Annotated in this window: 21 protein-coding genes; 6 read left to right on the forward strand and 15 right to left on the reverse strand. The window is 72.5% G+C overall.

Going from position 1 to position 23,257, the window contains the following annotated elements:
• Nucleotides 1-65 precede the first annotated feature (65 nt).
• Nucleotides 66-1,100: a LacI family DNA-binding transcriptional regulator gene (locus tag AB0I91_RS25145; protein ID WP_498780180.1), complete on the forward strand. Its 1,035-nt coding sequence runs from the start codon at nucleotides 66-68 to the stop codon at nucleotides 1,098-1,100.
• Between the two features lie 10 nt (nucleotides 1,101-1,110).
• Here AB0I91_RS25145 and AB0I91_RS25150 read toward each other — a convergent pair whose 3' ends face one another.
• The 3 genes from AB0I91_RS25150 to icmF form a co-directional block, all read right to left on the reverse strand.
• Nucleotides 1,111-2,043 (reverse strand): hypothetical protein, encoded by a 933-nt coding sequence (locus AB0I91_RS25150; protein WP_499639115.1) that lies wholly within the window; start codon nucleotides 2,041-2,043, stop codon nucleotides 1,111-1,113.
• Nucleotides 2,044-2,048: 5 nt separating this feature from the next.
• Entirely contained in the window at nucleotides 2,049-2,573 is a 525-nt protein-coding gene (locus tag AB0I91_RS25155; protein WP_499639117.1) for a hypothetical protein, read from the reverse strand.
• A gap of 163 nt (nucleotides 2,574-2,736) precedes the next feature.
• Nucleotides 2,737-5,976 (reverse strand): fused isobutyryl-CoA mutase/GTPase IcmF, encoded by a 3,240-nt coding sequence (gene icmF, locus AB0I91_RS25160; protein WP_499639119.1) that lies wholly within the window; start codon nucleotides 5,974-5,976, stop codon nucleotides 2,737-2,739.
• Nucleotides 5,977-6,189: 213 nt separating this feature from the next.
• Here icmF and AB0I91_RS25165 point away from each other — a divergent pair, with 213 nt between their 5' ends.
• From AB0I91_RS25165 to AB0I91_RS25175, 3 genes are all read left to right on the forward strand, one after another.
• Nucleotides 6,190-6,357: a hypothetical protein gene (locus tag AB0I91_RS25165; RefSeq protein ID WP_498780186.1), complete on the forward strand. Its 168-nt coding sequence runs from the start codon at nucleotides 6,190-6,192 to the stop codon at nucleotides 6,355-6,357.
• Nucleotides 6,358-6,433: 76 nt separating this feature from the next.
• Nucleotides 6,434-7,051 carry an alpha-ketoglutarate-dependent dioxygenase AlkB gene (locus tag AB0I91_RS25170; RefSeq protein ID WP_498780188.1) on the forward strand — a complete coding sequence of 206 codons (618 nt, stop codon included), beginning with the start codon at nucleotides 6,434-6,436 and terminating at the stop codon, nucleotides 7,049-7,051.
• Between the two features lie 101 nt (nucleotides 7,052-7,152).
• Entirely contained in the window at nucleotides 7,153-8,745 is a 1,593-nt protein-coding gene (locus AB0I91_RS25175; RefSeq protein ID WP_498780190.1) for a cellulase family glycosylhydrolase, read from the forward strand.
• Between the two features lie 107 nt (nucleotides 8,746-8,852).
• Here the strand turns inward: AB0I91_RS25175 and AB0I91_RS25180 are convergent, their stop codons facing one another.
• The 10 genes from AB0I91_RS25180 to AB0I91_RS25225 all read right to left on the reverse strand — a co-directional run bounded on the left by AB0I91_RS25180 (nucleotide 8,853) and on the right by AB0I91_RS25225 (nucleotide 18,000).
• The gene (locus AB0I91_RS25180; RefSeq protein ID WP_498780192.1) at nucleotides 8,853-9,026 is read right to left on the reverse strand and encodes a CsbD family protein; all 174 of its coding nucleotides are present in this window, start codon (nucleotides 9,024-9,026) and stop codon (nucleotides 8,853-8,855) included.
• A gap of 308 nt (nucleotides 9,027-9,334) precedes the next feature.
• Complete coding sequence (locus AB0I91_RS25185; protein ID WP_499639121.1) at nucleotides 9,335-10,402, reverse strand: alpha/beta hydrolase; 1,068 nt, start codon at nucleotides 10,400-10,402, stop codon at nucleotides 9,335-9,337.
• Nucleotides 10,399-11,520 carry a serine hydrolase domain-containing protein gene (locus AB0I91_RS25190; protein WP_499639123.1) on the reverse strand — a complete coding sequence of 374 codons (1,122 nt, stop codon included), beginning with the start codon at nucleotides 11,518-11,520 and terminating at the stop codon, nucleotides 10,399-10,401. Before AB0I91_RS25190 ends, AB0I91_RS25185 begins: the two co-directional genes overlap by 4 nt.
• Nucleotides 11,517-12,413 carry a WXG100 family type VII secretion target gene (locus AB0I91_RS25195; protein WP_499617740.1) on the reverse strand — a complete coding sequence of 299 codons (897 nt, stop codon included), beginning with the start codon at nucleotides 12,411-12,413 and terminating at the stop codon, nucleotides 11,517-11,519. The genes AB0I91_RS25190 and AB0I91_RS25195 overlap by 4 nt, the downstream gene beginning before the upstream one ends.
• Nucleotides 12,410-12,733, reverse strand: a complete 324-nt coding sequence (locus AB0I91_RS25200) for a WXG100 family type VII secretion target (protein ID WP_499639125.1) — start codon at nucleotides 12,731-12,733, stop codon at nucleotides 12,410-12,412. Before AB0I91_RS25200 ends, AB0I91_RS25195 begins: the two co-directional genes overlap by 4 nt.
• Nucleotides 12,730-13,077 (reverse strand): YbaB/EbfC family nucleoid-associated protein, encoded by a 348-nt coding sequence (locus AB0I91_RS25205; RefSeq protein WP_498780200.1) that lies wholly within the window; start codon nucleotides 13,075-13,077, stop codon nucleotides 12,730-12,732. The genes AB0I91_RS25200 and AB0I91_RS25205 overlap by 4 nt, the downstream gene beginning before the upstream one ends.
• Nucleotides 13,078-13,127: 50 nt before the next feature.
• Complete coding sequence (locus AB0I91_RS25210; RefSeq protein WP_498780201.1) at nucleotides 13,128-13,925, reverse strand: ESX secretion-associated protein EspG; 798 nt, start codon at nucleotides 13,923-13,925, stop codon at nucleotides 13,128-13,130.
• On the reverse strand, nucleotides 13,922-14,269 hold the full coding sequence (locus tag AB0I91_RS25215) for a hypothetical protein (RefSeq protein WP_499639127.1): 348 nt from the start codon (nucleotides 14,267-14,269) through the stop codon (nucleotides 13,922-13,924). Before AB0I91_RS25215 ends, AB0I91_RS25210 begins: the two co-directional genes overlap by 4 nt.
• Complete coding sequence (locus tag AB0I91_RS25220) at nucleotides 14,266-15,585, reverse strand: hypothetical protein (RefSeq protein ID WP_499639129.1); 1,320 nt, start codon at nucleotides 15,583-15,585, stop codon at nucleotides 14,266-14,268. The genes AB0I91_RS25215 and AB0I91_RS25220 overlap by 4 nt, the downstream gene beginning before the upstream one ends.
• 132 nt (nucleotides 15,586-15,717) lie before the next feature.
• Nucleotides 15,718-18,000 (reverse strand): XRE family transcriptional regulator, encoded by a 2,283-nt coding sequence (locus AB0I91_RS25225; protein ID WP_499639131.1) that lies wholly within the window; start codon nucleotides 17,998-18,000, stop codon nucleotides 15,718-15,720.
• 276 nt (nucleotides 18,001-18,276) lie between these two features.
• On the opposite strand from AB0I91_RS25225, the gene AB0I91_RS25230 reads away from it, so the two are divergent.
• Entirely contained in the window at nucleotides 18,277-18,651 is a 375-nt protein-coding gene (locus AB0I91_RS25230) for a DUF4345 domain-containing protein (RefSeq protein ID WP_499639133.1), read from the forward strand.
• On the opposite strand, the gene AB0I91_RS25235 is transcribed toward AB0I91_RS25230, so the two are convergent.
• Both AB0I91_RS25235 and AB0I91_RS25240 read right to left on the reverse strand, forming a co-directional pair.
• Nucleotides 18,602-19,075, reverse strand: coding sequence for a winged helix-turn-helix transcriptional regulator (locus tag AB0I91_RS25235; protein WP_498780209.1), 474 nt, complete (start codon nucleotides 19,073-19,075; stop codon nucleotides 18,602-18,604). The genes AB0I91_RS25230 and AB0I91_RS25235 overlap by 50 nt on opposite strands.
• A gap of 169 nt (nucleotides 19,076-19,244) precedes the next feature.
• Nucleotides 19,245-20,411, reverse strand: coding sequence for an AI-2E family transporter (locus AB0I91_RS25240; protein ID WP_498780211.1), 1,167 nt, complete (start codon nucleotides 20,409-20,411; stop codon nucleotides 19,245-19,247).
• A gap of 209 nt (nucleotides 20,412-20,620) precedes the next feature.
• Here AB0I91_RS25240 and AB0I91_RS25245 point away from each other — a divergent pair, with 209 nt between their 5' ends.
• Nucleotides 20,621-23,251 (forward strand): NPCBM/NEW2 domain-containing protein, encoded by a 2,631-nt coding sequence (locus AB0I91_RS25245; protein ID WP_498780213.1) that lies wholly within the window; start codon nucleotides 20,621-20,623, stop codon nucleotides 23,249-23,251.
• Nucleotides 23,252-23,257: the final 6 nt, after the last annotated feature.

The following is a 23,257-nucleotide window of genomic DNA, read 5'->3' on the forward strand; positions in this document are numbered from 1 at the left end:
GTGTCCACCCTGGTCAGGACGCACTGGCTGAGCGACTGAAACCGGTTACAAAGAAAGGGCGGCAGATGACCACGATCCGTGAGATCGCCCAGCTGTGCGGGGTGTCGGTGGCGACCGTTTCACGCGTTTTCAACCAGCCGCTGACAGTCAGCAAGGAAAAGCGCGAAGTGGTCGAGCGGGTGGCCCGCGAGCTCGACTACCGGCCCAACGAGTCGGCCCGCGCGTTGGCCACGAAGAGGTCCGGGCTGATCGGCCTGGTGTGGGACACCGACCACCGCAGGCCCGGCTGGCGGCACCCGTACCTGCAGGAGTTGCTGATCGGGTTGAAGTCGGCGCTGAGCGCGCACGGCTACCACCTGTTGATGCTCGCCACGAGCGGGTCGGCGGCGCTGCGGGCGGTCGGCGCGTCGCTGGCGGACCCGGTGGCGTACGTGAACATGACCCGGCGGCACCACCTCGGCGGGCTGGTGCTCATCGACAGCGGGTCCGACGCCTCGGCGTTCACCGCGTTCGCCCAGTCCGGGCTGCCGTGCGTGGCGGTGGACGTGGACGTCGACGGGCCGCGGGCGACCTACGTGACGTCGGACAACGTCGGCGGCGCGGCGATGGCGGTGCGGCACCTGGTCGGCGCGGGTCACCGCCGGATCGCCACGATCACCGGGCCGCGGGCCAACCGCCCGGCGGCGGACCGGCTGGACGGCTTCCGCTCGGCGATGGCCGGGGAAGGGCTGGCGGTGCCGCCGGAGTACGTGGTGGAGGGCGACTTCTACCGGCCCAGCGGCCAGGCGGCGATGCGGTCGCTGATCGCGCTGCCCGAGCCGCCGACGGCGGTGTTCTGCGCGAGCGACGAGATGGCGGTCGGCGCGTTGCTCGCGGCGCGCCACGCGGGGCTGCGGGTGCCGGACGAGCTGGCGGTGGTGGGGTTCGACGACATCGAGCTGGCCGCCCTGGTCGACCCGCCGCTGACCACGTTGGCGCAGGACAAGGCGGGGATCGGGGTGGCCGCGGCCCGCGCCGTGCTGACCATGGTGCACGGCGGCGAGAAGCCCGCGCCCGCGTTCCTGCCGACCAAGCTGGTGGTGCGCGCGTCCAGCCGGTGAGCCGCTCCGGTCAGCAGGTCAACGCCGGGGTGCTGTGCGGTGGCCCGAACTCCAGGCGCAACGAGTCGGTGCGGGGCACGACGAACGCGGTGCCGGACGACGTGCGCCACGTCGCGGGCAGGAACACGTACTGGCCCCCGGACTGCAGCAGCAGCTTCAACCCGTCGTAGCGGTACTTGTGGACCGCGTCGGGCTGCGCGCACGTCACCTGGCGCACCCCCTCGCCGGTCAGGTTCAGGCTCTCCCCGCTGTAGACGACCAACGCGGGCATCTCCGGCACCCGTGCCTCGGTCTCGGCGCCGCGCCGCGTCCCGACCGCGCTCGAGTAGTCGCCGACCGCCCAGAACAGGCCGATGCTGACCAGCAGGAACGCGGCCACCGACTCCGCGACGCCGAATCCCGCGCCCTTGCGGCCACGGCCCGCCGTGACGCTCCACCGCCGCCACGCGAACGCCAGCAGGACGACGCCGACCGCGAAACCCAGCCCGGGCAGACCGGGGTAGCCGCGGTACGGCTCCGGGTCGACGGTGATCGGCACCGTCACCGCGAGCAGGGCGGCGCCGAGCACGGCGGCCACCGGCGCGCAGACCCGCAGGAACGCCGCCCACCGCCGCGCGGACAGCCGCGTGCGCAGGTAGCGGGCCAGGAAGGTGACGAGCAGGACGGCGATCGCGAACCCCGCCAGCGGCATGAACAGCCCGTCCGCGCCACGCGCCAGGATCTCGTCCGAGGTCTGGCCGAGCAGCGTGTAGTGCACCCGGAAGTGGGCGAAGAACACCTGCGTGGCCACCAGGCCGAAGAAGTACAGCAGGGCCGTGAGCAGGGTGGTGTTCGCGACCACCGACGCCACGATCCGCAGCGCCCGCGGCGGCCCCGTCTGCGGATCGGCCAGGTCGGGCACGGCCGGCGAGGCGGGAGCGGTGACGGTGCGGCGCGTGCTCACCACGCTCACCTACCGGCCGAGGTCTTCGTGACCGTCGTGGTCGTGGTGGTCGTGGTCGTGGTCTTCGTCGACGGACCTCCGGGGTCGACGGTGCCCGACCCGGTGGTGCCGTCGCCAGGGCACTGCGGACCGTGGTAGATGATCACGGTGCCGCCCCGGTCGACTGGGTTGGGCGAGATCTCCGAGATGCAGCCGGTGCTACCGCGCAGCTTCGTGACCACCTTGATGTGGCACCGGCTCGGGCCGCACTGCTCCTCCAACTGGGCCTCGATCGTCCGCTTCTTCTCCTCCGGGCCCTGGGCCAGGCGGCTGGGGTCGTAGCGGATCGGGCTGCCGGGCGCTCCCGGTTTCCCCGCCGTGGTGGACGAGGGCGCCGGTGGTGTCCCCCGAGTACCCGATTCGCCCCCGCCGGGATCCGTCGCCTCGGGTTCCGTCGCCTCGCCCGGCTCGGGTTCGGCCGCGGTGCCCTCCTGGGACGCCTCCGTCGACTGAATCGTGGTGAGCTGCGAGGACACCGGCTTTCCCGGCACGTCGGAACACCCGACGACCACCGCGCAGACCAGCACTGCGAACGATCTTCCGGTCGACCGCCTCATCGGTAACCACCGCCCTGCCATCTCCCTGCGGTTTCACCCATTAAGAGTTTCGGGGCGCGTCCTCGGATACACCGAGTGGACCAGCGTCCACCGCTGATCAGACGTTGCGGCGGTACTGGCCCCCCACCTCGAAGAACGCCTCGGTGATCTGACCGAGCGTGCACACCCGGGCCGCGTCCATCAGCACCGCGAACACGTTCTCCCCCGACGCGGCGGCCTCCTTCAGCCGGCGCAACGCGGGCTCCGCCTCGGCCGCGTGCGCGGCGGCGAACGCGCGCGTCCGCTCGACCTGCGACCGCTTCTCGTCCTCGGTCGCCCGCGCCAGCTCGATGGTCACGTCCTCCCGCTTCCCGTCACCGGGCAGGAAGGTGTTCACCCCGATCAACGGCAGCGAACCGTCGTGCTTGCGCTGCTCGTAGAGCATCGACTCGTCCTGGATCCGGCCGCGCTGGTAGCCGGTCTCCATCGCGCCCAGCACGCCGCCGCGCTCGGAGAGCCGGTCGAACTCCGCCAGCACCGCCTCCTCGACCAGGTCGGTCAGCTCGTCGACCACGAACGAGCCCTGCAACGGGTTCTCGTTCGCCGACAGGCCCCACTCCTTGTTGATGATCAGCTGGATCGCCATCGCCCGGCGCACCGACGACTCCGTCGGCGTGGTGACCGCCTCGTCGTAGGCGTTGGTGTGCAACGAGTTCGTGTTGTCGTACAGCGCGCACAACGCCTGCAGCGTGGTCCGGATGTCGTTGAAGTCCATCTCCTGCGCGTGCAGCGACCGACCGGACGTCTGCACGTGGTACTTGAACTTCTGCGACCGCTCGTTCGCCCCGTACCGCTCGCGCATCGCGATCGCCCAGATCCGCCGCGCCACCCGGCCGATCACGCTGTACTCGGCGTCCATGCCGTTGGAGAAGAAGAACGACAGGTTCGGCGCGAAGTCGTCGACGTCCATGCCGCGCGCCAGGTACGACTCGACGTAGGTGAACCCGTTGGCCAGCGTGAACGCCAACTGGCTGATGGGGTTCGCCCCGGCCTCGGCGATGTGGTAGCCCGAGATCGACACCGAGTAGAAGTTGCGCACCTTCCGCCGGATGAACCACTCCTGGATGTCGGCCATCATCCGCACGGAGAACTCGGTGGAGAAGATGCAGGTGTTCTGCCCCTGGTCCTCCTTGAGGATGTCCGCCTGCACGGTGCCGCGCACGGTCGACAGCGCCCACGCCTTCAGCTCGTCCGCCTCGGCCTCGGACGGCTCGCGGCCGTGCTCGGCGCGGAACTTGTCGACCTGCTGGTCGAGCACCGTGTTGAGGAAGAACGCCAGGATCGTCGGCGCCGGGCCGTTGATCGTCATCGACACCGACGTGGTCGGCGCGGTGAGGTCGAACCCGTCGTAGAGCGCCTTCATGTCGTCCAGCGTCGCGATGGACACACCGGACGTGCCGACCTTGCCGTAGACGTCCGGCGGGGTGTCGGGGTCGCGGCCGTACAGCGTCACCGAGTCGAACGCGGTCGACAGCCGGGTCGCCTCCGAGCCCTGCGACAGGTACTTGAACCGGCGGTTCGTGCGGAACGCGTCGCCCTCGCCCGCGAACATCCGCGCCGGGTCCTCGCCGTCGCGCTTGAACGGGAACACACCCGCCGTGTACGGGAAGTGGCCGGGCAGGTTCTCCTTGCGCAGGAACCGCAGCAACGTGCCGTCGTCCTCGTAGCGCGGCAACGACACCCGCCGCACCTTGTTGCCGGACAACGTCTCCCGGGTCAGCTTGGTGTGGATCTCCTTGTCCCGCACCCGCACGACCATCTCGTCGCCGCTGTAGGCCTCCACCACCCGCGGCCACGACGCCAGCAGCTCCGCGGACACCGAGTCGACCCGCTCCTGCGCGGACTCCAGCAGCGAGGTGATCGCCGCCGTGTCGTGCCCGGCCCCCGCCAGCTCCTCGCGTGCCGCGCGCAGGTGGGCGACCCGCCGCACCGCGTCCACGTGCGTCTCGGTGGCGCGGTGGTAGCCGCGCACCGCCTCGGCGATCTCGGCCAGGTACCGCACCCGCGTGGGCGGCACCACGGTCGCCGCCGACGTCGACACCTTCCCGGTCACCACCGGCAGCACGCCCTCGGCCACGTCCAGGCCGCGTTGCGCCAGCTCGCCGCGCAGGTGCTGGTACAGGGCGGTCACGCCGTCGTCGTTGAACGTCGCCGCCGACGTGCCGAAGACCGGCATCTCCTCCCACGAGGCGCCGAACGCCTCCCGGTTGCGCACCAGCTGGCGGGCCACGTCGCGCCGCGCGTCCTCCGCGCCGCGCCGCTCGAACTTGTTGATCGCGACCGCGTCCGCGAAGTCCAGCATGTCGATCTTCTCCAGCTGCGACGCGGCGCCGAACTCGGGCGTCATCACGTACAGCGAGAAGTCGACGAACGGCACGATCGCCGCGTCGCCCTGGCCGATGCCCGGCGTCTCCACCACGACCAGGTCGAACCCCGCCGCCTTGCACGCCAGGATCGCGTCACCCAGGCCGTCGGGCACCTCCGAGCCCGCCCGGCGGGTCGCCAGCGAGCGGAAGAAGACGCGGTCGCCGTCCAGGCAGTTCATCCGGATCCGGTCGCCGAGCAGCGCGCCGCCGCCACGACGACGCGTCGGGTCGACCGCCAGCACCGCCACGCGCAGCTTGTCCTGCTGGTCCAGCCGGAACCGGCGCACCAGCTCGTCGGTCAGCGACGACTTGCCCGAACCACCCGTTCCGGTGATTCCCAGCACCGGCACCGAGCGCTCGCCGGCGACGTGGACCATCCGGTCGCGCACGTCCGCCGGCAGCACGCCCGCCTCGATCAGCGTGATCGCCCTCGCCAGCACGTCCTCGTCGCCGGTGAACAGCCCGTCCCACGACGACGGTCGGCGCTCGGCCAGCGGCTCGTCGCACGCCTCCACCATCGTGTTGATCATGCGGGCCAGGCCGAGCTCCTGCCCGTCGGCGGGCGAGAAGATCCGCGCCACGCCGCGCGAGTGCAGCAGCTCGATCTCCTCCGGCACGATCACGCCGCCGCCACCGCCGAAGACCTTGATGTGCTCCGCGCCGCGTTCGGCGAGCAGTTCGACCAGGTAGCTGAAGTACTCGACGTGCCCGCCCTGGTAGGCGCTGATGGCGATGCCCTGCACGTCTTCCTGCACGGCCGCGGCGACGACCTCGCGCACCGACCGGTTGTGGCCCAGGTGCACCACCTCGACGCCCTGGGACTGGAGGATCCGACGCATGATGTTGATCGCGGCGTCGTGCCCGTCGAACAGGCTGGCCGCGGTCACGAAGCGGACCGGGTGCAGCGGGGTGTGCAGCGGGGCAGCGGTCACGACTGGCTCCTTCGGCAGCGCGGAACTGCGTCCAGATTACTAGGACATCCGTCTATCGGAAGTACTAGTGAGTTGTGCGACAGGTCACCCGAGGCACCGAGAACCCGGACAAATCGGACCTATCCGACCGACGTCGATCGTTTTCGCAACCCTGGCCGTACCCCTCTCCGAACACGCGTGTAACTTCCGTCCAAACGGGGTAGAGGATCTTCCATGAGCAGCACACCTATCTACGACGAGCTGGCCGCCATCCTGCTCGCCGACCACCCGGGCACCGCCGATGCGGCCGTCGCCGGGAAGCCGCAAACCGAGTCAGCCGACGAGCCGTCCAAGCAGGTCCGCACCGGTGGCCGTCGTCGCAAGCCCGAGCCGGATGCCTGATCTTTTTAGTCAGCACTGAAGCTATAGAGCTTGTTGGGGTCGAACGGGTGTTCGACCCTCGGGTTATGCTGACCTCATGCAGGTGTCGCTGTTCGACGACGGCGCCGAGGCCCCGGCGCTGCGCCCGCTGACCGGTGTGCGGCGGACCGAGCTGGGCGACGGCGCGTGGGTCGACGTGCTGCCCGGCTGGCTGACCGGCGCGGACGCGTTGTTCCGACGCCTGGTCGCCGAGGTGCCCTGGCGGGCCGAGCGCAGGCAGATGTACGAGCGCGTGGTGGACGTGCCGCGCCTGCTCTGCTTCTACGGCGAGGACGCGCCGCTCCCCGATCCCGTGCTGACCGCGGCGCGGGACGGGTTGAGCGCCTGGTACGCCGAGGAGCTCGGCGAGCCGTTCCGCACGGCGGGCCTGTGCTACTACCGCGACGGCCGCGACTCCGTGGCGTGGCACGGTGACACGATCGGGCGAGGTTCGACCGAGGACACGATGGTGGCGATCGTGTCCGTCGGGGCGCCGCGCGCGCTGGCGTTGCGTCCGCGCGGCGGCGGGGCGACCCTCCGGTACGCGCTCGGCCACGGCGACCTGATCGTCATGGGCGGGTCGTGCCAGCGGACGTGGGAGCACGCCGTGCCCAAAGCGGGCAAAGCGGTCGGACCGCGCGTCAGCATCCAGTTCCGCCCGCGCGGCGTGCGCTGATCACCTGGAATTCTGCTGCTTGTGGAGCATGACCGCCGTCACTACCCTCCCTCTGGGAGCGCTCCCAGAACGCGTTGCGAACATCCTCAAAGGAGAGCGGTATGCGGCAACGGAGATCCATCTTCGGCGCTCTGCTGGCGGCTGCGGTAGCCGTCAGCGGGGTCGTCGCGGTGGCGACGGCGGGACAGGTCACGGCGGCCCCGGCCGGTGGTTACCTGCACACCGCGGGCAGCAAGATCGTGGACAGCACCGGCGCGACGGTCCGGCTGACCGGCATCAACTGGTTCGGCATGGAGACCGACAACAAGACCTTCCACGGGCTGTGGTCCAACCGCACGTGGAAGCAGCAGCTCGACCAGATGGCCTCGCTCGGCTACAACACGCTGCGCGTGCCCTTCTCCAACGACGCGCTCAAGCCGGGCGCGACGGCGTCGGGCGTCAACGACTTCACCAACCCCGACCTGGTCGGGCTGTCGCCGTTGCAGATCCTGGACAAGGTCATCGAGTACGCGGGCCAGAAGGGGATGCGCATCATCCTCGACCGGCACCGCCCGACCAGCGCCGGGCAGTCCGCGCTCTGGTACACCGCGACCGTGCCGGAGAGCACCTGGATCGACGACTGGAAGATGCTCGCGCAGCGGTACGCGGGCAACACCACCGTGATCGGCGCCGACCTGCACAACGAGCCGCACGCCGAGGGGACCAACCCCAACGCCACCGGCGCGTGCTGGGGCTGCGGCGTGGTGGCGCGCGACTGGCGGCTGGCGGCCGAGCGGGCGGGCAACGCGATCCTGTCCGTGCAGCCGAACTGGCTGATCTTCGTCGAGGGTGTGAGCTGCCCGAGCGGCGGGCTGTCCGACACGTGGGACAACGACCCGTCCAACGACGAGGACTGCGGCTGGTGGGGTGGCAACCTGTCCAAGGCGGGCGAGTTCCCGGTGCGCTTGGACGTGCCGAACCGGCTGGTCTACTCGCCGCACGAGTACGCGACCTCGGTGTTCGAGCAGAAGTGGTTCAACGCGCCGGACTTCCCGGCGAACATGCCCGCCATCTGGGACAAGTACTGGGGCTACCTCCACAAGAGCAACACCGCGCCGTTGATGATGGGCGAGTTCGGGTCGACGCTGGCCAACCCGAAGGACAAGGTGTGGCTGGAGAACCTGATGGCCTACACCGGCAAGGGTGTCGACGGCATCTCGTTCACGTACTGGTCGTGGAACCCGAATTCCGGGGACACGGGCGGGATCGTGGGTGACGACTGGACCACGGTGAACCAGGCCAAGCAGTCCATCCTGCAGCCGTACCTGATCCCGCCGACCGGTGGGACCACTACGACGACCACGACCACTACCACTACTACTACGTCCGGGGGCAACGGCTCGGGGGCGTGCAAGGTCGCGTGGCGGCAGGACAACGCGTGGCAGGGCGGCTTCCAGGGTTCGTTGACGGTGACGAACAGCGCGACGAGCGCGGTGAACCCGTGGAAGGTGGTGTTCACGCTGCCGACCGGTGCGACCATCGGCAGCGGGTGGAACGGGACGTTCAGCCAGACCGGGTCGACCGTCACCGTGACCGCGCCGTCGTACGCGCCGTCGTTGGGTGCGGGTGCTTCGGTGTCGCTCGGGTTCACCGCGAACGGCACCGCTGGGGCGCCGACCGGCGTGACGCTGGGCGGAGCCGCCTGCACGGCGTGACGCCCTGAGCTCGCCGCGAAACGCGGCGCGGCGGGTGCCCGGGTTGCTACCCGGACACCCGCCGCGCTGGACGCGAGCCAGCGTTTGACCGCTCGGCCCCTGAACGCTCAGTCCTTGAACGCGTCCTTGACCTTCTCGGCCGCCTGCTTGAGGTTGCCCTTGACCTGCTCACCCCGGCCCTCGGCCTCCAGGTCGGGATCGTCGGTCGCACGACCGGCCGCTTCCTTCGCCTTGCCCTTGACTTCGTCGGCCTTGGCGTCGAACTTGTCGTCGATACCCATGACGCCCGGGTACCCCCGCCGGGACCGGGGAAACGGCCGACGGTCGCGATCATCGCGGCGGTGGTCGGGGTGGCGGTCGGGGCGGTGGGTGGGTAGGCCGGTGGTTGCTCGCGGACCTCTTTGTTTCAACCGACGTTTCAGGGCAATGGTAACGGCGTCTTTTTTGATCGTCGGCGGCAAGATCACCCGATCGTGGAGCCCGTGATCAGGAAAGGTGCAGGTCAGGGTGGGGATGAAGAGTTGGTCCCACGTGTTGCGGCGTCGTCACCGGACCTCGGCGGTGGTCCGGTGACGACGCGGTGGTTCGGCTACGGGTGGGTGAGGCTGCCCATCAGCAGGTCCACGAAGTGGTCCATGTCGGCCAGCAGGCACGGCAGTTGGGCGTGCTTGCCCGTGCAGCCCTCCGCCCACCCGCTGCCGTCGCCGTAGTCGACGAACGTGTGCGGGATGCCGGCCGCGACGAGATGATCCCGGGTCACGATGTTGGTCGCCCAAGCCCGGTTCTCGATCACGGCTTGCACCGGGTTCACGGTGAGGTCCCCGCCGTTGCCCGTGTACATCGCGACGCCCATCCCCCGCAGCGAACCCACGTGCTGCGCCGGGCTCTCCCGGTTCCACCCGCCGTCCAGCGGCCAGATCGGCGGACCGAAGATGGACTCCACCGGAACGGTCGGTGTGCCGCTGCCCGGCAGTTGGGTGGACGCCAGGACGGCCGCGCGCTGCTCCTGGCTCAACAGGTCGAGCCCGCCGGAGAAGGAGCCGACGTAGCCGAACAGGTCCGGCCGGTGCTCGGCGTAGTGGAACGCGCCGAACCCGCCCATCGAGTGACCCGAGATCGCCCGCCCGTCACGACGCGCGATGGTCCGCAGGTTGGCGTCCACGAACGGGATCACCTGGTCGAGGTGGAAGGTTTCCCAGTTCTGCGGGCCGAGCGCGGCGGGCGGGTAGAGCCAGTTCGTGTACCAACCCCGCCCGGAACCGTTGGGCGCCACCGTGATCAGCGGGACGCCGACCGAGGTCTCCTCGAACATCCGCTGGTTCGCCACGGTGTTCGGGCGGTCCGGGTGGCCGTGCAGGTGGTACTGCACGGGGTAGCGGGTGGCGGCGGCCTGGTCGTAGCCCTCCGGCAGCGTCACCATGATCGCGTGCTCGCCGGAGACCTGCCCCTCCATCACCGAGTACGCCGGCACCTGGGCGGTGCGCACGGTGAACACGAACGTCCGCTCGTTGCCGTCCACCCACGCCGGCTGGCTCACCACGGTCAGCCCGTGCCCGTCGACGAACACCGGAGGCCCGCCCGCCGCCGACGCGGTGGCACTCGCGCCGGACAGGCCGAGCGCACCGGCCGCGGCGAGCGCGGTCAGTCGCCGGATCACGCCGCCCCCTCGCACAACGCCGAGTCCAGCACCTCGACCGAGACCGGCCGGGAGCTGACCACGTTCCCGTTGGTGACCAGCGACGCGAACCGGCCGTCGTCGGTGGTCAGGGTGATCGAGTAGTGGCCGTTGGACAGCGCGCCGTTGTGGCCCCACGCCTCGCCGCCGCACGTGAGGTCCACCCTGAGCAGCGCGAGCCCGTACGAGTGGTCGGGCGCGATGGTCCGGCGCATCTCGGCGAGCGATGCCGCCGAGACGACCTTCCCGTCGAGGAGCGCGCCGTAGAACTCGGCCAGGTCGTCCAACGTGGACGCCATCGCGCCGGCGGTGCTCCAGAGGGTCAGCTCGGTGTTCGTGGTGCCCTCGGCCCAGAAGAAGAACGGGCCGACCCGGCCGCCGACGTAGCCGGGCAGGTACGGGTCGGCCAGCGCCCGCGTCCCCGGCGCGGGGAACGACGTGCTCGTCAGCCCGAGCGGCGTGATGACCCGTTCGGTGATCGCGTCGCGGGCCGACCGGCCGGTGACGCGTTCGATCAGCAGGCCGAGCACGAGGAAGCCGACGTTGGAGTACCCGAAGCCGGCGCCGGGCGCGAACTGGGCGGGTTCGTCCATGGCGGAGCGGACCAGTTCGGCCAACGCGTAGCCGCCGTCCGGGTTGGCGGCGGCGTCGCGGACGTCCCGGACCATGCCGCTGGTGTGCTGCAGGAGCTGGCGGACCGTGATGACGTCGCCGTCGTAGTTCCCGGTGACCACGCCGGGCAGGTAGTGCCCGATCGGCGCGTCCAGCGCGACGCGGCCCTCCTCCACCAGCTGCAGCACCACCGCCGCCGTGAACGTCTTGGTCTGGCTGCCGATCCGGAAGTGCTCGGTGGACGTGATCGGGCGGTTCTGGCCGATCTTGGCGGTGCCGCTGCTCAACGTCCACGCCTGCGTGTCGTCACCGGCGTGAACGGCCACGCCGGGTCCGGCCTGCGCCTGGTAGCGGTCGAGCACGGCCTGGGTCGCGGCGTGGTCGTCCTGCGCGGCGACGGCGGTCGCGGGCGTGGTGATCGCGGCCGTGACGGCGAGGACGACACCGCCGGCGACGCCGGTGAGCAGGCGACGGGGCTTGCCGGTCATGCGAGCTCCTCCGTGGTCGACGTGGCCGACGTGGTCAGGGCGGGTTCCTCGTCGTCGGGCACGGCGGTCTTGTCCGACCCGCCGCTCGGCTTCGCGCCGGGAGACGCGCCCGCCTGGCTCTGCTCGCCGATGAACGACACGACCTCCTTCACGACCTTGAGCACCCCGAGCGCGCCCTCGACCAGCTTGATCAGGTTCTCGCCGCTGGCCAGCAGCTCGGCCAGCTTGCCCGCGATCTTCCCGCCGTACTCGACGGCGATCTGCACGCACTGCGGGATCGCCGCCGCGAGGCTGCCCCCGAACGTGGCCGGCGCCGCGGCGAGCGCCTGGGTGATGATCGGCGTGATCTTGGCGATCGCCTCGGTGATCAGCTGGGTCACGGCCGCGACGACCTTGGCCACCACCTCGCCGGCCGCGATCATCGCCTTGCCCGAGGTCAGCGCGGTCTCCCCGATCGAGAGGATGCCGTCGGCCAGCTCCGTGCCCGCCTTCAGGTAATCCGTCCCGGCCTGGCCGGACCACTCGCTGGTCTCCTGTCGCGCGGACGAGCGGTACTCCTCGGCCACGGACGTCGCGTCCTGGCCGGCCGAGCCGAACTCCCCCGCCCCGGCGGAGACGGCGTCCGGGTCGCCGCGCAGCTGGTCGAGCGGCTCCTCCAGGAACGAGATCATCGGGGTGAGGAACCCGACGCCCGCGCCGTCCAGGGCGGACAGCGGACGTTCGGTGGAGTTCATCGTGCCGATCGGCGCGTCCGGGTCGCCGGCGAGCCCGCCCGACACCCACTCCTTGCTGTCGACGGCGGCGCTGACGGACCGGAGCTCGGCCAGCAGCGCGGCGATCCGGCCGGCGTCCGGCGACGGCGCCTCGGCCTCGGTGCGGGGCAGTGCGGTCACCACTGGCCGACCTCCGTCCCGATGCCGGTCAGCACGGCGGAGCTGTCGTCGTCGGTGCGCTGGTAGCCTTCGGCCACCTGCCGCAGGCCGCCGCTGACCTGGTCCACGGCGGACGCGACGTGGCCGAACGCGTCCAGCGTGGTGGCCATCGCGCCGCCGAGCCCAGCGGTGAGGAACCCGGCGAACGAGCCGAGCGACTGCTCCCCCAGCGCGTCGGGCAACCGGGTGCCCGACGCGGCGAGCCGGTCGGCGTAGCCCGCGAGCCTGCCCGCGTGCCCGCGCAGCTGCTCGGGGTCGACGGTGAAGTCGCCCTGGCTCATCGCACGACCTCCGCGGGCAGGTGCTCGGTGATCCGCTCCAGCGCCTCGCCCTCGCCGAGGTAGCCGGACATCACCTCCGCCATCCGCGCGCCGGCCAGCCGCTGCGCCTCGCGCGCGGTGGCGACGATGAGCACGGACAGGGCGTCCGCCTCCAGCCTGCGTGCCGCGGGCGTCACCGTGACGTCGTCGAGCACCCCTCCGGCGTTCACGGTCACGCTGACCTCGCCCCGCGGCGAGGTCGCGGTCGCGCCCACCTCGCGCAGGCTCGCGCTCGCCGCACGGGCGCCGTGCGCCGCGCGTTCGAGGCGCTCGCGGTAGTCCGCCAGCCACTGCGTCGGATCCATGGTCCTCCCCTTCCCTCGGTTACTGGTGGTCCTGCTGGTCGGCCCGGCCACTAGGCGCGGGCGACCGACGCGGTCTCGCCGAGCAGGCGGACGAGTTCGCCGTGCCGCAGCGGGTTGACGCTCACCCAGCCGGCGTCGCCGCGATCGACCCGCAGCCGACCGCGCACGCCGTCCAGCCACGACACCTCGTGCGGCCGGGTGACGGCGTCGCCGGTCCGGCGGACGACGCCGAGCTGTCCCCGGCCCGCCACCGCCGGGAACAGGGCGACCAGCCGGTCGACCACGGCCTCGTCGCCGCCGCGGGCGCGGACCAGCTCGCGCACGTGCCTCCGGGCGACCGGGTCGCCCTCGGGGTCGCCGAACATCCGCAACGCGTCCTCGACGACGCCCGGCGGCAACGTGATCGGCATGGTCGAGGCCGCCCGCACCTCGGGGATCAGACCGGCGAGCTCGTCGGCCAGCCCGGTGGCGGGCACCGCCGTCACGCGGACCGCGCTCCCCCGCTCGTCGAGGGGCGTCTGGCGGCACACCACCGCCCGGTCCCGGTAGACCATGGCCACCGCGCCGGTGACCTCGTCCGTGCCGACGACCACCAGGTCGACCGCGCCCCGGTACTCCCGCAGCGCGGTGACCAGCTCCTCGGCGACGCCGACCGGTCCGGTCGCGGTGGCGAGGCCGCGGTCGCACAACGCGCGCCCGGCGGCGGCCAGCAGCTCGTCGCGCTCGTGGGCGAACCGGCCGACCGACGGCACCCGCAGCGGGAACGGGAAGGCGACGCCGGCGTGGGTGGCGAGGAGGTCCAGTTCGACGGGCTCGAAGACGGCGTCGTGCTCGATCGCGGCGGTCACCTCGCGGCCCCGTCCGACCGCTCGCCCGCCGCGCACACGGCCGACCCGGCGTCGTCGTCCACCTCGGTGTAGGCGGCCTTCGCGTCGGCCAGCAGCTGCCGGAACGCCACCACCTCGCGCTGCGCCGCGCTCACCTCGCCGGCCAGCCCGGACTCCCCCGCCGCCGCGCGCAGCCGTGACGCCAGCTCCACCGCCGGCGGCGCGGTGCCGAGCATCGGCTGGCGTTCGGCGAGCCGGCTCACGGCCGTCACCAGGTCGCCGGTCAGGTCGCCCAACCTGGTCAGCGTGGCGATCCGGTCCTCGATGAGGTCGAGCTCGACGTGGTACCCCTGGCCCGCGTTCACGGCTGTGCTCCCGTCGTCTGGCCGATGACCGCCGGGCTCACCGGCGTGTCCACGGTGAACAGCCCGTGGTCGATGGTCGGCATCCGGTTCTCGTGCGGCTCGTCGTCGCCGCCGTTCGGGCGGCCACCGACCGGCGGCGCCATGGCGGCCTGCGTCGTGTTGCGGGCGGCGGTGTCGCCGGCGAGCGGTCCGACCGGCACGCCGAGCGCACCGGCCGCGCCGGGCAGCACACCGACCCGCGCACCGGGACCGAGCGGCACGCCGTGACCGGCGGACGGCGCGGAACCGAGGGCCGAACCCGTGCCCGCCCCGATCGCCACCCCCGAGCCGCCGCCTCCGAGGAGACGGGTCCACGGCACACCCGCGCCACGCGCGCCTGTCGTCGGGCCGGGCGGCACCCCACCGGCCGCCGGTCCGCTCGCGCTGGTCAGCTGGGAGGCGGGCGGGATCGCGCCCCGTGCCCCGTCGATCAGCTTGCTGCCGCCGACGAGGCTCGACTCGTAGGCCTGCATGGCGCGCACCGCGTCGGCCTTCTGCTGGTCCAGAGTGGACGCGCCGAAGTAGAAGCTGAACCCGGCCCCGCCCACCGCGCCGAACGCGGTGCCCGTGCTGGAGGCTGTGGTGGTCCCGGTCGGGGCGAACATCGTGGCGAAGTTCGGCACCGACGAGGTGAAGGTCGGTATCGACGAGGTGAAGGTCGGTACGGGTGGCGGCGGCGGGAACGACATGGTCGGGAACGTCGACCCGGCGGGCCCGGTCGGGAACGTCAACGCGGCCGGCGCCGTCGGGAAGGCCGGCGGCGCCGGTGCGGGCGGCAGCGGCGGCACGGCGGGCAGCGGCGGTGCGGTCGGCATCGTCGGCGGCGCGAAGCCCGGGAACGCCGTGGCGAACGCGGACCGCGTGGTGGTCCCCTGATCGGAGGCCGGCTGGTCACCGGCCGACGGGTCGGCGGGCGCGGCCGGTGGTGGCGGCATCATGGCCCTCGCCCTGGCCAGCGCGTCGGCGGCCTCCTGCGCCGCGCGCTGCCCCGCGTGCGCCAGCTCGCTGATCTTCTCCACCCGGGCGGCCAGCGCGGCCAGCCGGTCGGCCGCTTCCTCCGCCGCCGGGCCGTGCCAGCCGTCGAGCAGCGCGACCCGCTGCTCCCGCAACACCTGGGCGTGCGTGTCCAACGCGACGCGGTGCTGCGCCCACTCGGTGGCGACCACGCTGACGTCCCCGACGTCCGCGTCCTGCCACAGCATCCGGTACAGCTCCTCGTGGCTGTACGCCTCCCAGTTCACCGCGCCCGTCGTCGGCGTCGGTTCCTCTTCGGACATCCGCTCGTCCCCCTCCCACAGTCGGTCCCGCCGACGACGCCCATGCTGGCGACACGGGGGCGGCCATCGACAGGCCGTGGAGCGGCCATCTATGGCCGGTACCTGTGAGCTGGGAAAACAGACCGTTCAAGGTCAAGAACGGTCGCGGTAGACCTCGGCCAGGTGATCTTGGAGACGGGCGTGGCGGAACTGGTAGACCGCGCCCGCACGGCGCAGCACACCCCGCCGATAGGCGTCGTCGAGGAACGCGCGCACGGCCCAGGGCACTCGACCGGTCAGCGGCAGCCAGATGCGGGCGAACACGACCCACTGGCCCCACGCCGTCATGCTGATCAAGTAGCCGAGCCCGCCACCGAACCCGCCGACGAGACCGAACAGGAGACCCGCCAAGCCGGGCCAGCTGATCACGATCTCGAACGGCCCGCCGCCCGGCAGCGACATCAACGCCGTCGCGATGAGCCAGCTCGTGGCCGAGAAGAACACCGCAAACAGGGGCCCGAACAGCGCGAGCTGCAGCAGCACGGTCCTGCGGTTGGCGTCGAGCAGGCCGGCCGGGCTCGCCGCGGCACGGATGTCCTGCGGCGACTCGCCCGCGGCGATCAGCCCGAAGGCGAGCGCCGCGCCGGACCCGAAGACCACGGTGAACACGCCGGCATCGACGAGGACCATCGCCGGTGTCACCGGGTAGCCCCTGACCAGCCACTTCACCAGGATCATCACCGTGCCGTAGGAGCAGCCGACCAGCGCGCCGAACAGCAGGCCCATCCGGGCCCGGAGCCGCACCCGCGGCCACTTCACCCCCGCACCCGCCCGCAGCCGCAGTCGGAACCGGACCGGTTCGAGCGGCTGGACGCGCGCCAGGTGCCCGTGCACCAGCCCGAACGGCACACCGGCGAGCAGCGCGACCACCACGCCCAGGCCCAGCAGCTCGGCGGACACCGACCCGATCACGGCGCCCTCGACCACCACGTCGCCCAGCCAGACACCGGCGAACACGACGAGCGCGACCACCAGCGCCCTGACGCGCCGGCTCATCGAGGTGCCGAGCTGCCACCAGGCCAGGTCGTGCGTGCCGAGCCGGGTCAGGTGGTCGGCGAGGTGGCCGAGCCAGTGCCGGACGTGCTCGACGTCGTAGGCCCGGACGCCGCGCCGTTCCTGGTAGACGGCCGGCACGAAGCCGCCGAGCAGGTGCCGTTCGATCGCGTCACGGCCGCCGAACCGGTCCGCGTCGACCAGCTCCGCCGGGTCGTGGCCGGGTGTGTCGCTGTAGATCCGGCGGGCCAGCGCCACCATCAGCGGTGTGGTCAGCACGGCCGCGAGGGCTCCGTCGGGCTGGTCCCGCACGTGGTCCAGCACGGGCTGCCAGACGTTGCCGGCGTCGCCGGCCTGCCCGGTGGTGCGCGGCAGGTAGTCGGCGACGTCGGCGAGGGCGAGGTCGACCAGCTCCACCGCGCCCGCCGCCCGGAGCACGCCGGTGGCCCGCACCGCCGCCCGGTACTCGTCGACCCGGCTGGTCAGCAGCAGCGGCAGGGTGGTGGCGTTCAACGCGGCCAGCGCCGCCCGGTGCAGGCCGCCCGCCACCTCGTCGAACCCGTCCAGCACGGGCAGCACGCGGTGGGCGTCGACCAGCGCGGCGGCCAGCGTGGACCCGCTCGGCCCCGGCGCGGCCAGGCCGGGGTGGTCGCGCACCAGCTGCTCGGCGAGCCAGTCCCGCAGCTCGGTGCGGACCGGGTTCCACGAGCCGAGGCCGAAGATCACCGGCACCGGGTCGGCCGGCGCGCGGACGGCCAGCAGGTCGAGCACGAACCGCGTGGTGAGGATCGTCTTGCCCGCGCCCGCCCGGCCGAGCACGATCAGCCGGGACGACGGTATCCGCCGGTAGACCTCCACCACCTGGTCGATCCGCCCGGAGAGGTCCAGGGGGCGCGCGGTCTGGCCGGGCTGCGCCAGCCGGATGTTCGCCCAGCTGTCCCGCAACGCGTCGGGCGCCGGTCGCCAGCGGACGGGCAGCGGCACGGGGTCGTGCACCTGCTGCTGCTCCTCTTCCCGTCGCCACCGGGCGTGCACGGCGTACGCGAGCGCGTCCGTCGCCTCGACCAGCGGATCGGCGCCGAGGGTCGGCGCGGGCGACCGGCGCGTGCCGCCGCCGTGCCCGACCCGCACGGGCACGTCCTCGTCCGGGTCGGCGGGCTCGGCGTGGCCGGCGGCGGTGAACAGCTCGGCGCGCTCGGCGCCGTCCAGGCTCAACGCGTCGGCCAGCAACCGCACCGTGCGCACCTGGGGGTTGCCGCGCTGTCCGGTCTCCAGGCCGCGGACGGTGCGGACACCGAGCCCGGCGCGCTCGGCCAGGTCGTCCTGGCTCAACCCGGCCCGCTGCCGCCAGCGCCGCAGCAGAGCGCCGAACCGGCTCGTCACACCCAACCCCCACCGTCACGCACGCCGAACGCACGCCCGTCATCAGCCGGACACCGTCGGTCCACGCCTCGGCGGACCGAATCCTAGACGCGGCCGCGTGCCGGGCGGGCACCGGATCGTCACTCCGCGCCACCTGATCGACACGACCGGCCCTTTAAGTTACCCGGTGGTACCGTCGCGCCGGGGGCTTGATCGTCCAAGCGCGGATCCGCTGTCGCCGCACGGTGTCCTGAGGTCCGGCGGAGGGTTCACGCGCCAGGTGCGACGGGGGTCGGGATGAAGGCGTTCCAAGCGGTGCTGGTGGTGCTCGGGCTGTTCGTCGCAGGCACCGGGTTGCTGGAGGTCGTGCTGGGTCCGACCGTGCTGCTGCCGGGCGGCCCGCGGCCGGAGCCGACGCTGGACAGCAACTACCGGTTCTTCGCCGCGATGTGGCTGGCGATCGGGGTGGCGCTGCTGTCCGTCGTGCCGCGCGTCCGGGAGGCCACGACGGTGCTGCGCTTCGTCAGCGCGGCCGTGTTCGTCGGCGGTCTGGCGCGGGTCGCGTCGTGGCTGGCGGTCGGTCAGCCGCACGCGATGATGCTGGTCCTGCTGGCGATCGAGCTCATCGTGCCGCCGGTCCTGGTGCTGTGGCAGCGCCGTCTGACCGCTTGACCACCACGCCGGGTGCGACCTCCTGCTCGCAGCGGTCGCAGACCATCCGCGTGTGGACGACGCCGCCGCAGCCCGCGTGCTCGGTCACGGCGGGCGGTCCGTCCGCCTCGGGCATGTAGCGGTCGCCCCACTCCATGAGCGACAGCAGCACCGGCGTCAGCTCACGTCCCTTGGCGGTGAGCCGGTACTCGTGGCGCGGCGGCCGGTCCTGGTAGAGCACGCGTTCCAGCACACCGTGCTCGACCAGGCCGGTGAGGCGGTCGCTGAGCACGTTGCGCGCGATCGGCATGCGCTGGAGGAACCCGTCGAAGCGGGTGACACCGGCCACCGCGTCCCGCACGATCAACAGCGTCCAGCGCTCGCCGACGACCTCGAGGGCGCGCGCGATGGAGCAGACCTGGTCGTCGTATGTGCGTCGGAGCATCCGCGCATGATAGCGACGGTGTTCGCCGCGGATACCGCTCGTCGGGGGGCCGACCGCGAGATCGCGAACGGCGACGCGTCCGACCCGGACCTCACCGCGGCGGAACACCACCCACTCGGCCGACGGAGGGAGGCCGGCCCGCTGCGGCGTGCCGCAGCGGGCCGTGCGTTCAGGATCGTGGCGGCTCCGCGTCCGGCACGCGGTCCTGTTCGCGGTCCTGTTCGTCCGGTCGGTCCGGGACGGCGGGCGGCGGCGCGGAACCCCGGTCGATGACCTCGCCCAGGTAGCGCAGCACGACCGCCACGGCGGCCACGACCGGCACGGCGAGGAACGCGCCCGCGATGCCGTAGAGGGTGCTGCCCGCCGTGACGGCCAGCAGCACGACGGCCGCGTGCAGGCGCAGGCTCCGCGACTGGAGCACCGGCTGGAGCACGTTGCCCTCCACCTGCTGCACCACCACCACGATGACCAGCATGATCAGCGCGGTCGTCGGGCCGTTGCTGACCAACGCGACCAGGACGGCCAGGGCGCCCGCGATGAACGCGCCGACGATCGGCACGAACCCGCCGAGGAACGTCAACGCCGCCAGCGGCACGGCCAGCGGCACGCCGAGCACCACGAGGCCGAGGCCGATCAGCACCGCGTCCACCAGGCTCACCACCGCCTGGGTGCGGATGAAGTCGCCCAACGTCGTCCAGACCCGCTCCAGCACGACGGTCACGTGCCCGCCGGCGCGCTCGCCGATCACGCCGCGCAGCCACGGCGTGAACCGCGGCCCGTCCTTGACGAACAGGAACGCCAGCAGCAGCGCGACGATGCCGGTGACCAGGCCGGAGGTCACCGTGCCGACCCCGGTGAGCAGGCTGTTCGCGATCGACCCGACGCTGGACCGCAACTGGTCGATGCCCTGTTGCAGCAACTGGTCGAGCTGGCCCTCGCCGATGTTGAGCGGCGGGCCGGCCGCCCAGTCGAGGGCCTGTTGCAGGGCGCGGGTCGCGCTGTCGGCGATCTCGGGCACGCCGGACGCGATCGACGTCGTGATCAGGGCCACCACGCCGCCGAGCACGATCAGCCCGGCGAGCAGCACGATCGTGGCGGCCAGCGCGGCGGGCACACCGCGCGAGCGCAGCCAGCGGGCGGGCGGCCACAGCACGGTGGTGATCAGCAGGCCGAGCAGGACCGGCATCACCACGACCCACAGCCTGCCGATCAGCGTCCACAGCAGCCAGAAGCCGATCGCGACCAGCGCCAAGCGGGCGCTCCACCGCGCCAGCCAGGTCACCCCGTGCCCGACGGCCTGACCGCGATCGGTCCAGCGGCGGTCTTCAGCGCTCACGTCTCCCCATCCCTCCACCGCGTCGCGCCCTGCGGCGCCTGTGCGGCAGCCTGCCAGAGCCGGCCGCCCGCAGCGTGCCGCCCCACCCCGTGTCAAGGCCCGCACCAGGACAAAACCTGTCCGGTCGATGACCTTGACCGCTCTCTCGTCGGGCACTGACGATGGCGGTCCCAGTCATCCGGCGCGACCAGCATTGGGAGTTGACAACGATGTCATCGCTTCGCCGCGTCATCACGGTGCGGCTCTTGGCCCTCTTCGCCGTCCTCGGTTCGGTCCTCGTGCCCGTCGCGCCCGCGTCGGCGGCGCCCGGCGAGTGGGTGATCACCGCGCCCGGCTCCGCCGCCGTGGCCGCGCACGTGACCCTCGACCCCGGCACCGGCGGGCTGGCGTTCGCCGTCTCCCGGCAGGGCCGCACGGTGCTGGCACCGTCACCGATCGGGCTGCGCACCAGCGAGGCCGACCTGACCAGGGACCTGCGGGCGGTCGGCCGCGCGGACCGGCTCGTGACCGAGCGGTACGCGATGACCACCGGCAAGCGGCTGCAGCGGCAGACCCGGATGACCGAGACCGTGCTGACTTTCGCGGGCGCCGGCGGGGCGCGGCTGGACCTGGTGGTGCGGGTCGCGGCGGACGGCGTGGCCTACCGGTACGTCGTGCCGGACACCGTCACGGTGACCGGCGAGGCGTCGTCGTTCCGGCTGCCGGCGGACGCCCCGGCCTGGCTGCTGCCCTACAACGCCTGGTACGAGGCCAACCGCGTGCGCACGACGGCCGCCGGCGCGGCGGAGGGCGAGTACGGCTACCCCTCGCTGTTCCGGGTGGGCGACGACTACGCGCTGCTCACCGAGTCCGATGTGGACGGCCGGTACCCGGGCAGCCGGTTGCGGCACGCCGCCGGGTCGCCCGACTACCGGGTCGTGCTCGCGGACGAGCAGGTCGCGGACGTCTCGCGCACGCCTTGGCGCACCGCGATCGTGGGCTCCCTCGCGACCGTCGGCGAGTCGACCCTGGTGGACGACCTCGCCTCGCCCGCCAGGTTCACCGACACGTCGTGGGTGCGGCCGGGCAAGGTCGCGTGGTCGTGGCTGAGCGAGCACGGAAGCCCCGGCGACTTCGAGCGGCAGAAGCGGTACGTGGACTTCGCCGCCCGCCACGGCTGGGAGTACGTGCTGGTGGACGAGGGGTGGCGCGACGCGTGGGTGCCGGAGCTGGTCCGGTACGCCCGCGCCAAGGGCGTCGAGGTGCTGCTGTGGTTCCACTGGACCGCGCTGGACACGGAGGCCGAGCGCGACACCGTGCTGCCCAGGGTGCGCCAGTGGGGTGTGCGCGGCGTGAAGCTCGACTTCATGGAGTCCGACTCCCGGGCCCGCTACCAGTGGTACGACGCGGTGCTGGCGAAGACCGCCGAGCTGCGCCTGATGGTGAACTTCCACGGCTCGACCATCCCGCACGGCCTGGCCCGGACGTGGCCGCACGTGATGACGATGGAGGCCGTGCGCGGCGCGGAGAACTTCCCGCCGGCGGCGAACAACCCGGTGCAGTTCTTCACCCGGAACGCGGTCGGGTCGATGGACTACACGCCGGTGTCGCTGGAGGTCGGCACGAAGGAGGCGTCGGTCGCCCACGAGGTCGCGCTGCCGGTGCTGTACGAGTCGGGGTGGACGCACTTCGCCGACAAGCCGGAGGCCTACGAGCGGTTCCCGGAGGCGTTGCGGTACCTGAGCCAGGTGCCGACGGTGTGGGACGAGACCCGCGTGCTGGGCGGCGACCCGTCCGATCACGCGGTGGTGGCGCGGCGGTCCGGCGACCGCTGGTTCGTCGGCGCGGTGGCGGCCGGTGACCCGCGCACGCTGCGGGCGTCACTGGGGTTCCTGGGCGGCGGGCAGTGGCTGGTCGAGGTGGTGCGGGACGGCGAGGGCCGCGGTGACGTGCGGCGGGACGCCCGGATCGCGCGGTCGTCCGCGGCGCTGGAGGTCGCGGTGCCGCGCAACGGCGGGTTCGCGGCGGTGATCTGCCCGTACCTGCCGGGGATGCTGACGTGCGACCGGCCGGTCGTGCCGGTGCCCGCCACCACGCTCGCGGTCACTCCTTCCGAGGTCGTGGACGCGGTGAAGGGGTCGACGTTCGAGGTCACGGGCACCTTCACGGCCGAGGCCGCGATCGAGGACGTCGTGCTGACGGCGGCGGCGCCCGAGGGCTGGACCGTGACCGGCGCGCCGGTCGAGCGACGCGCCCTGCGGCCGGGCGAGGCGCTGACCGGTCGGTGGACGGTGCGGGTGGGTGACGACAGCCCGGTGGGCGCGGTGGACGTGCCGGTGTTCGCGGAGTTCCGCGCGCCGGGGCACGCCCGGGTGCACGTGGAGCGGGCGGTGCGCGCGTTCGTGCCGCCGCCCGTGCCGACCGGCGAGCCGTACGTGAGCGACCTGCCGTTCATGAGCGAGGGCAACGGCTGGGGCCCGGTCGAGCGGGACCGGTCCAACGGCGAGAACGCCGGTGGTGACGGCAACCCGTTGACCATCGGCGGCGTCGTGTACGGCAAGGGCGTCGGCGTGCACGCGCCGTCCGCGCTGTCGGTCTACCTGGGCGGCGGGTGCCGGACGCTGACCGCCGTGATCGGCCTGGACGACGAGACCACGTCGCCGGGCTCGGTGGTGTTCCAGGTCTTCGGCGACGACCGGCTGCTGCACGACAGCGGCGTGCTGCGCGGCGGGGACCCGGGCCGGCCGATCACGGTGGACACCGCCGGTGTCCGGATGCTCGAACTCCGCGTGACCGACGGCGGCGACGGCCGCAACTTCGACCACGCCGACTGGGCCGACGCCCGGTTGGCCTGCGCGTGAGAGGGA

It is taken from the genome of Actinosynnema sp. NPDC049800 (genome assembly GCF_040656635.1).
Lineage (GTDB): Bacteria > Actinomycetota > Actinomycetes > Mycobacteriales > Pseudonocardiaceae > Actinosynnema.

Coding starts and splice junctions, on each gene's coding strand:
- AB0I91_RS25145 (WP_498780180.1), top strand. CDS start 66: ATGACCACGATCCGTGAGATCGCCCAGCTGTGCGGGGTGTCGGTGGCG.
- AB0I91_RS25165 (WP_498780186.1), top strand. CDS start 6,190: ATGAGCAGCACACCTATCTACGACGAGCTGGCCGCCATCCTGCTCGCC.
- AB0I91_RS25170 (WP_498780188.1), top strand. CDS start 6,434: ATGCAGGTGTCGCTGTTCGACGACGGCGCCGAGGCCCCGGCGCTGCGC.
- AB0I91_RS25175 (WP_498780190.1), top strand. CDS start 7,153: ATGCGGCAACGGAGATCCATCTTCGGCGCTCTGCTGGCGGCTGCGGTA.
- AB0I91_RS25180 (WP_498780192.1), bottom strand. CDS start 9,026: ATGGGTATCGACGACAAGTTCGACGCCAAGGCCGACGAAGTCAAGGGC.
- AB0I91_RS25190 (WP_499639123.1), bottom strand. CDS start 11,520: ATGACCGGCAAGCCCCGTCGCCTGCTCACCGGCGTCGCCGGCGGTGTC.
- AB0I91_RS25200 (WP_499639125.1), bottom strand. CDS start 12,733: ATGAGCCAGGGCGACTTCACCGTCGACCCCGAGCAGCTGCGCGGGCAC.
- AB0I91_RS25205 (WP_498780200.1), bottom strand. CDS start 13,077: ATGGATCCGACGCAGTGGCTGGCGGACTACCGCGAGCGCCTCGAACGC.
- AB0I91_RS25220 (WP_499639129.1), bottom strand. CDS start 15,585: ATGTCCGAAGAGGAACCGACGCCGACGACGGGCGCGGTGAACTGGGAG.
- AB0I91_RS25230 (WP_499639133.1), top strand. CDS start 18,277: ATGAAGGCGTTCCAAGCGGTGCTGGTGGTGCTCGGGCTGTTCGTCGCA.
- AB0I91_RS25235 (WP_498780209.1), bottom strand. CDS start 19,075: ATGCTCCGACGCACATACGACGACCAGGTCTGCTCCATCGCGCGCGCC.
- AB0I91_RS25245 (WP_498780213.1), top strand. CDS start 20,621: ATGTCATCGCTTCGCCGCGTCATCACGGTGCGGCTCTTGGCCCTCTTC.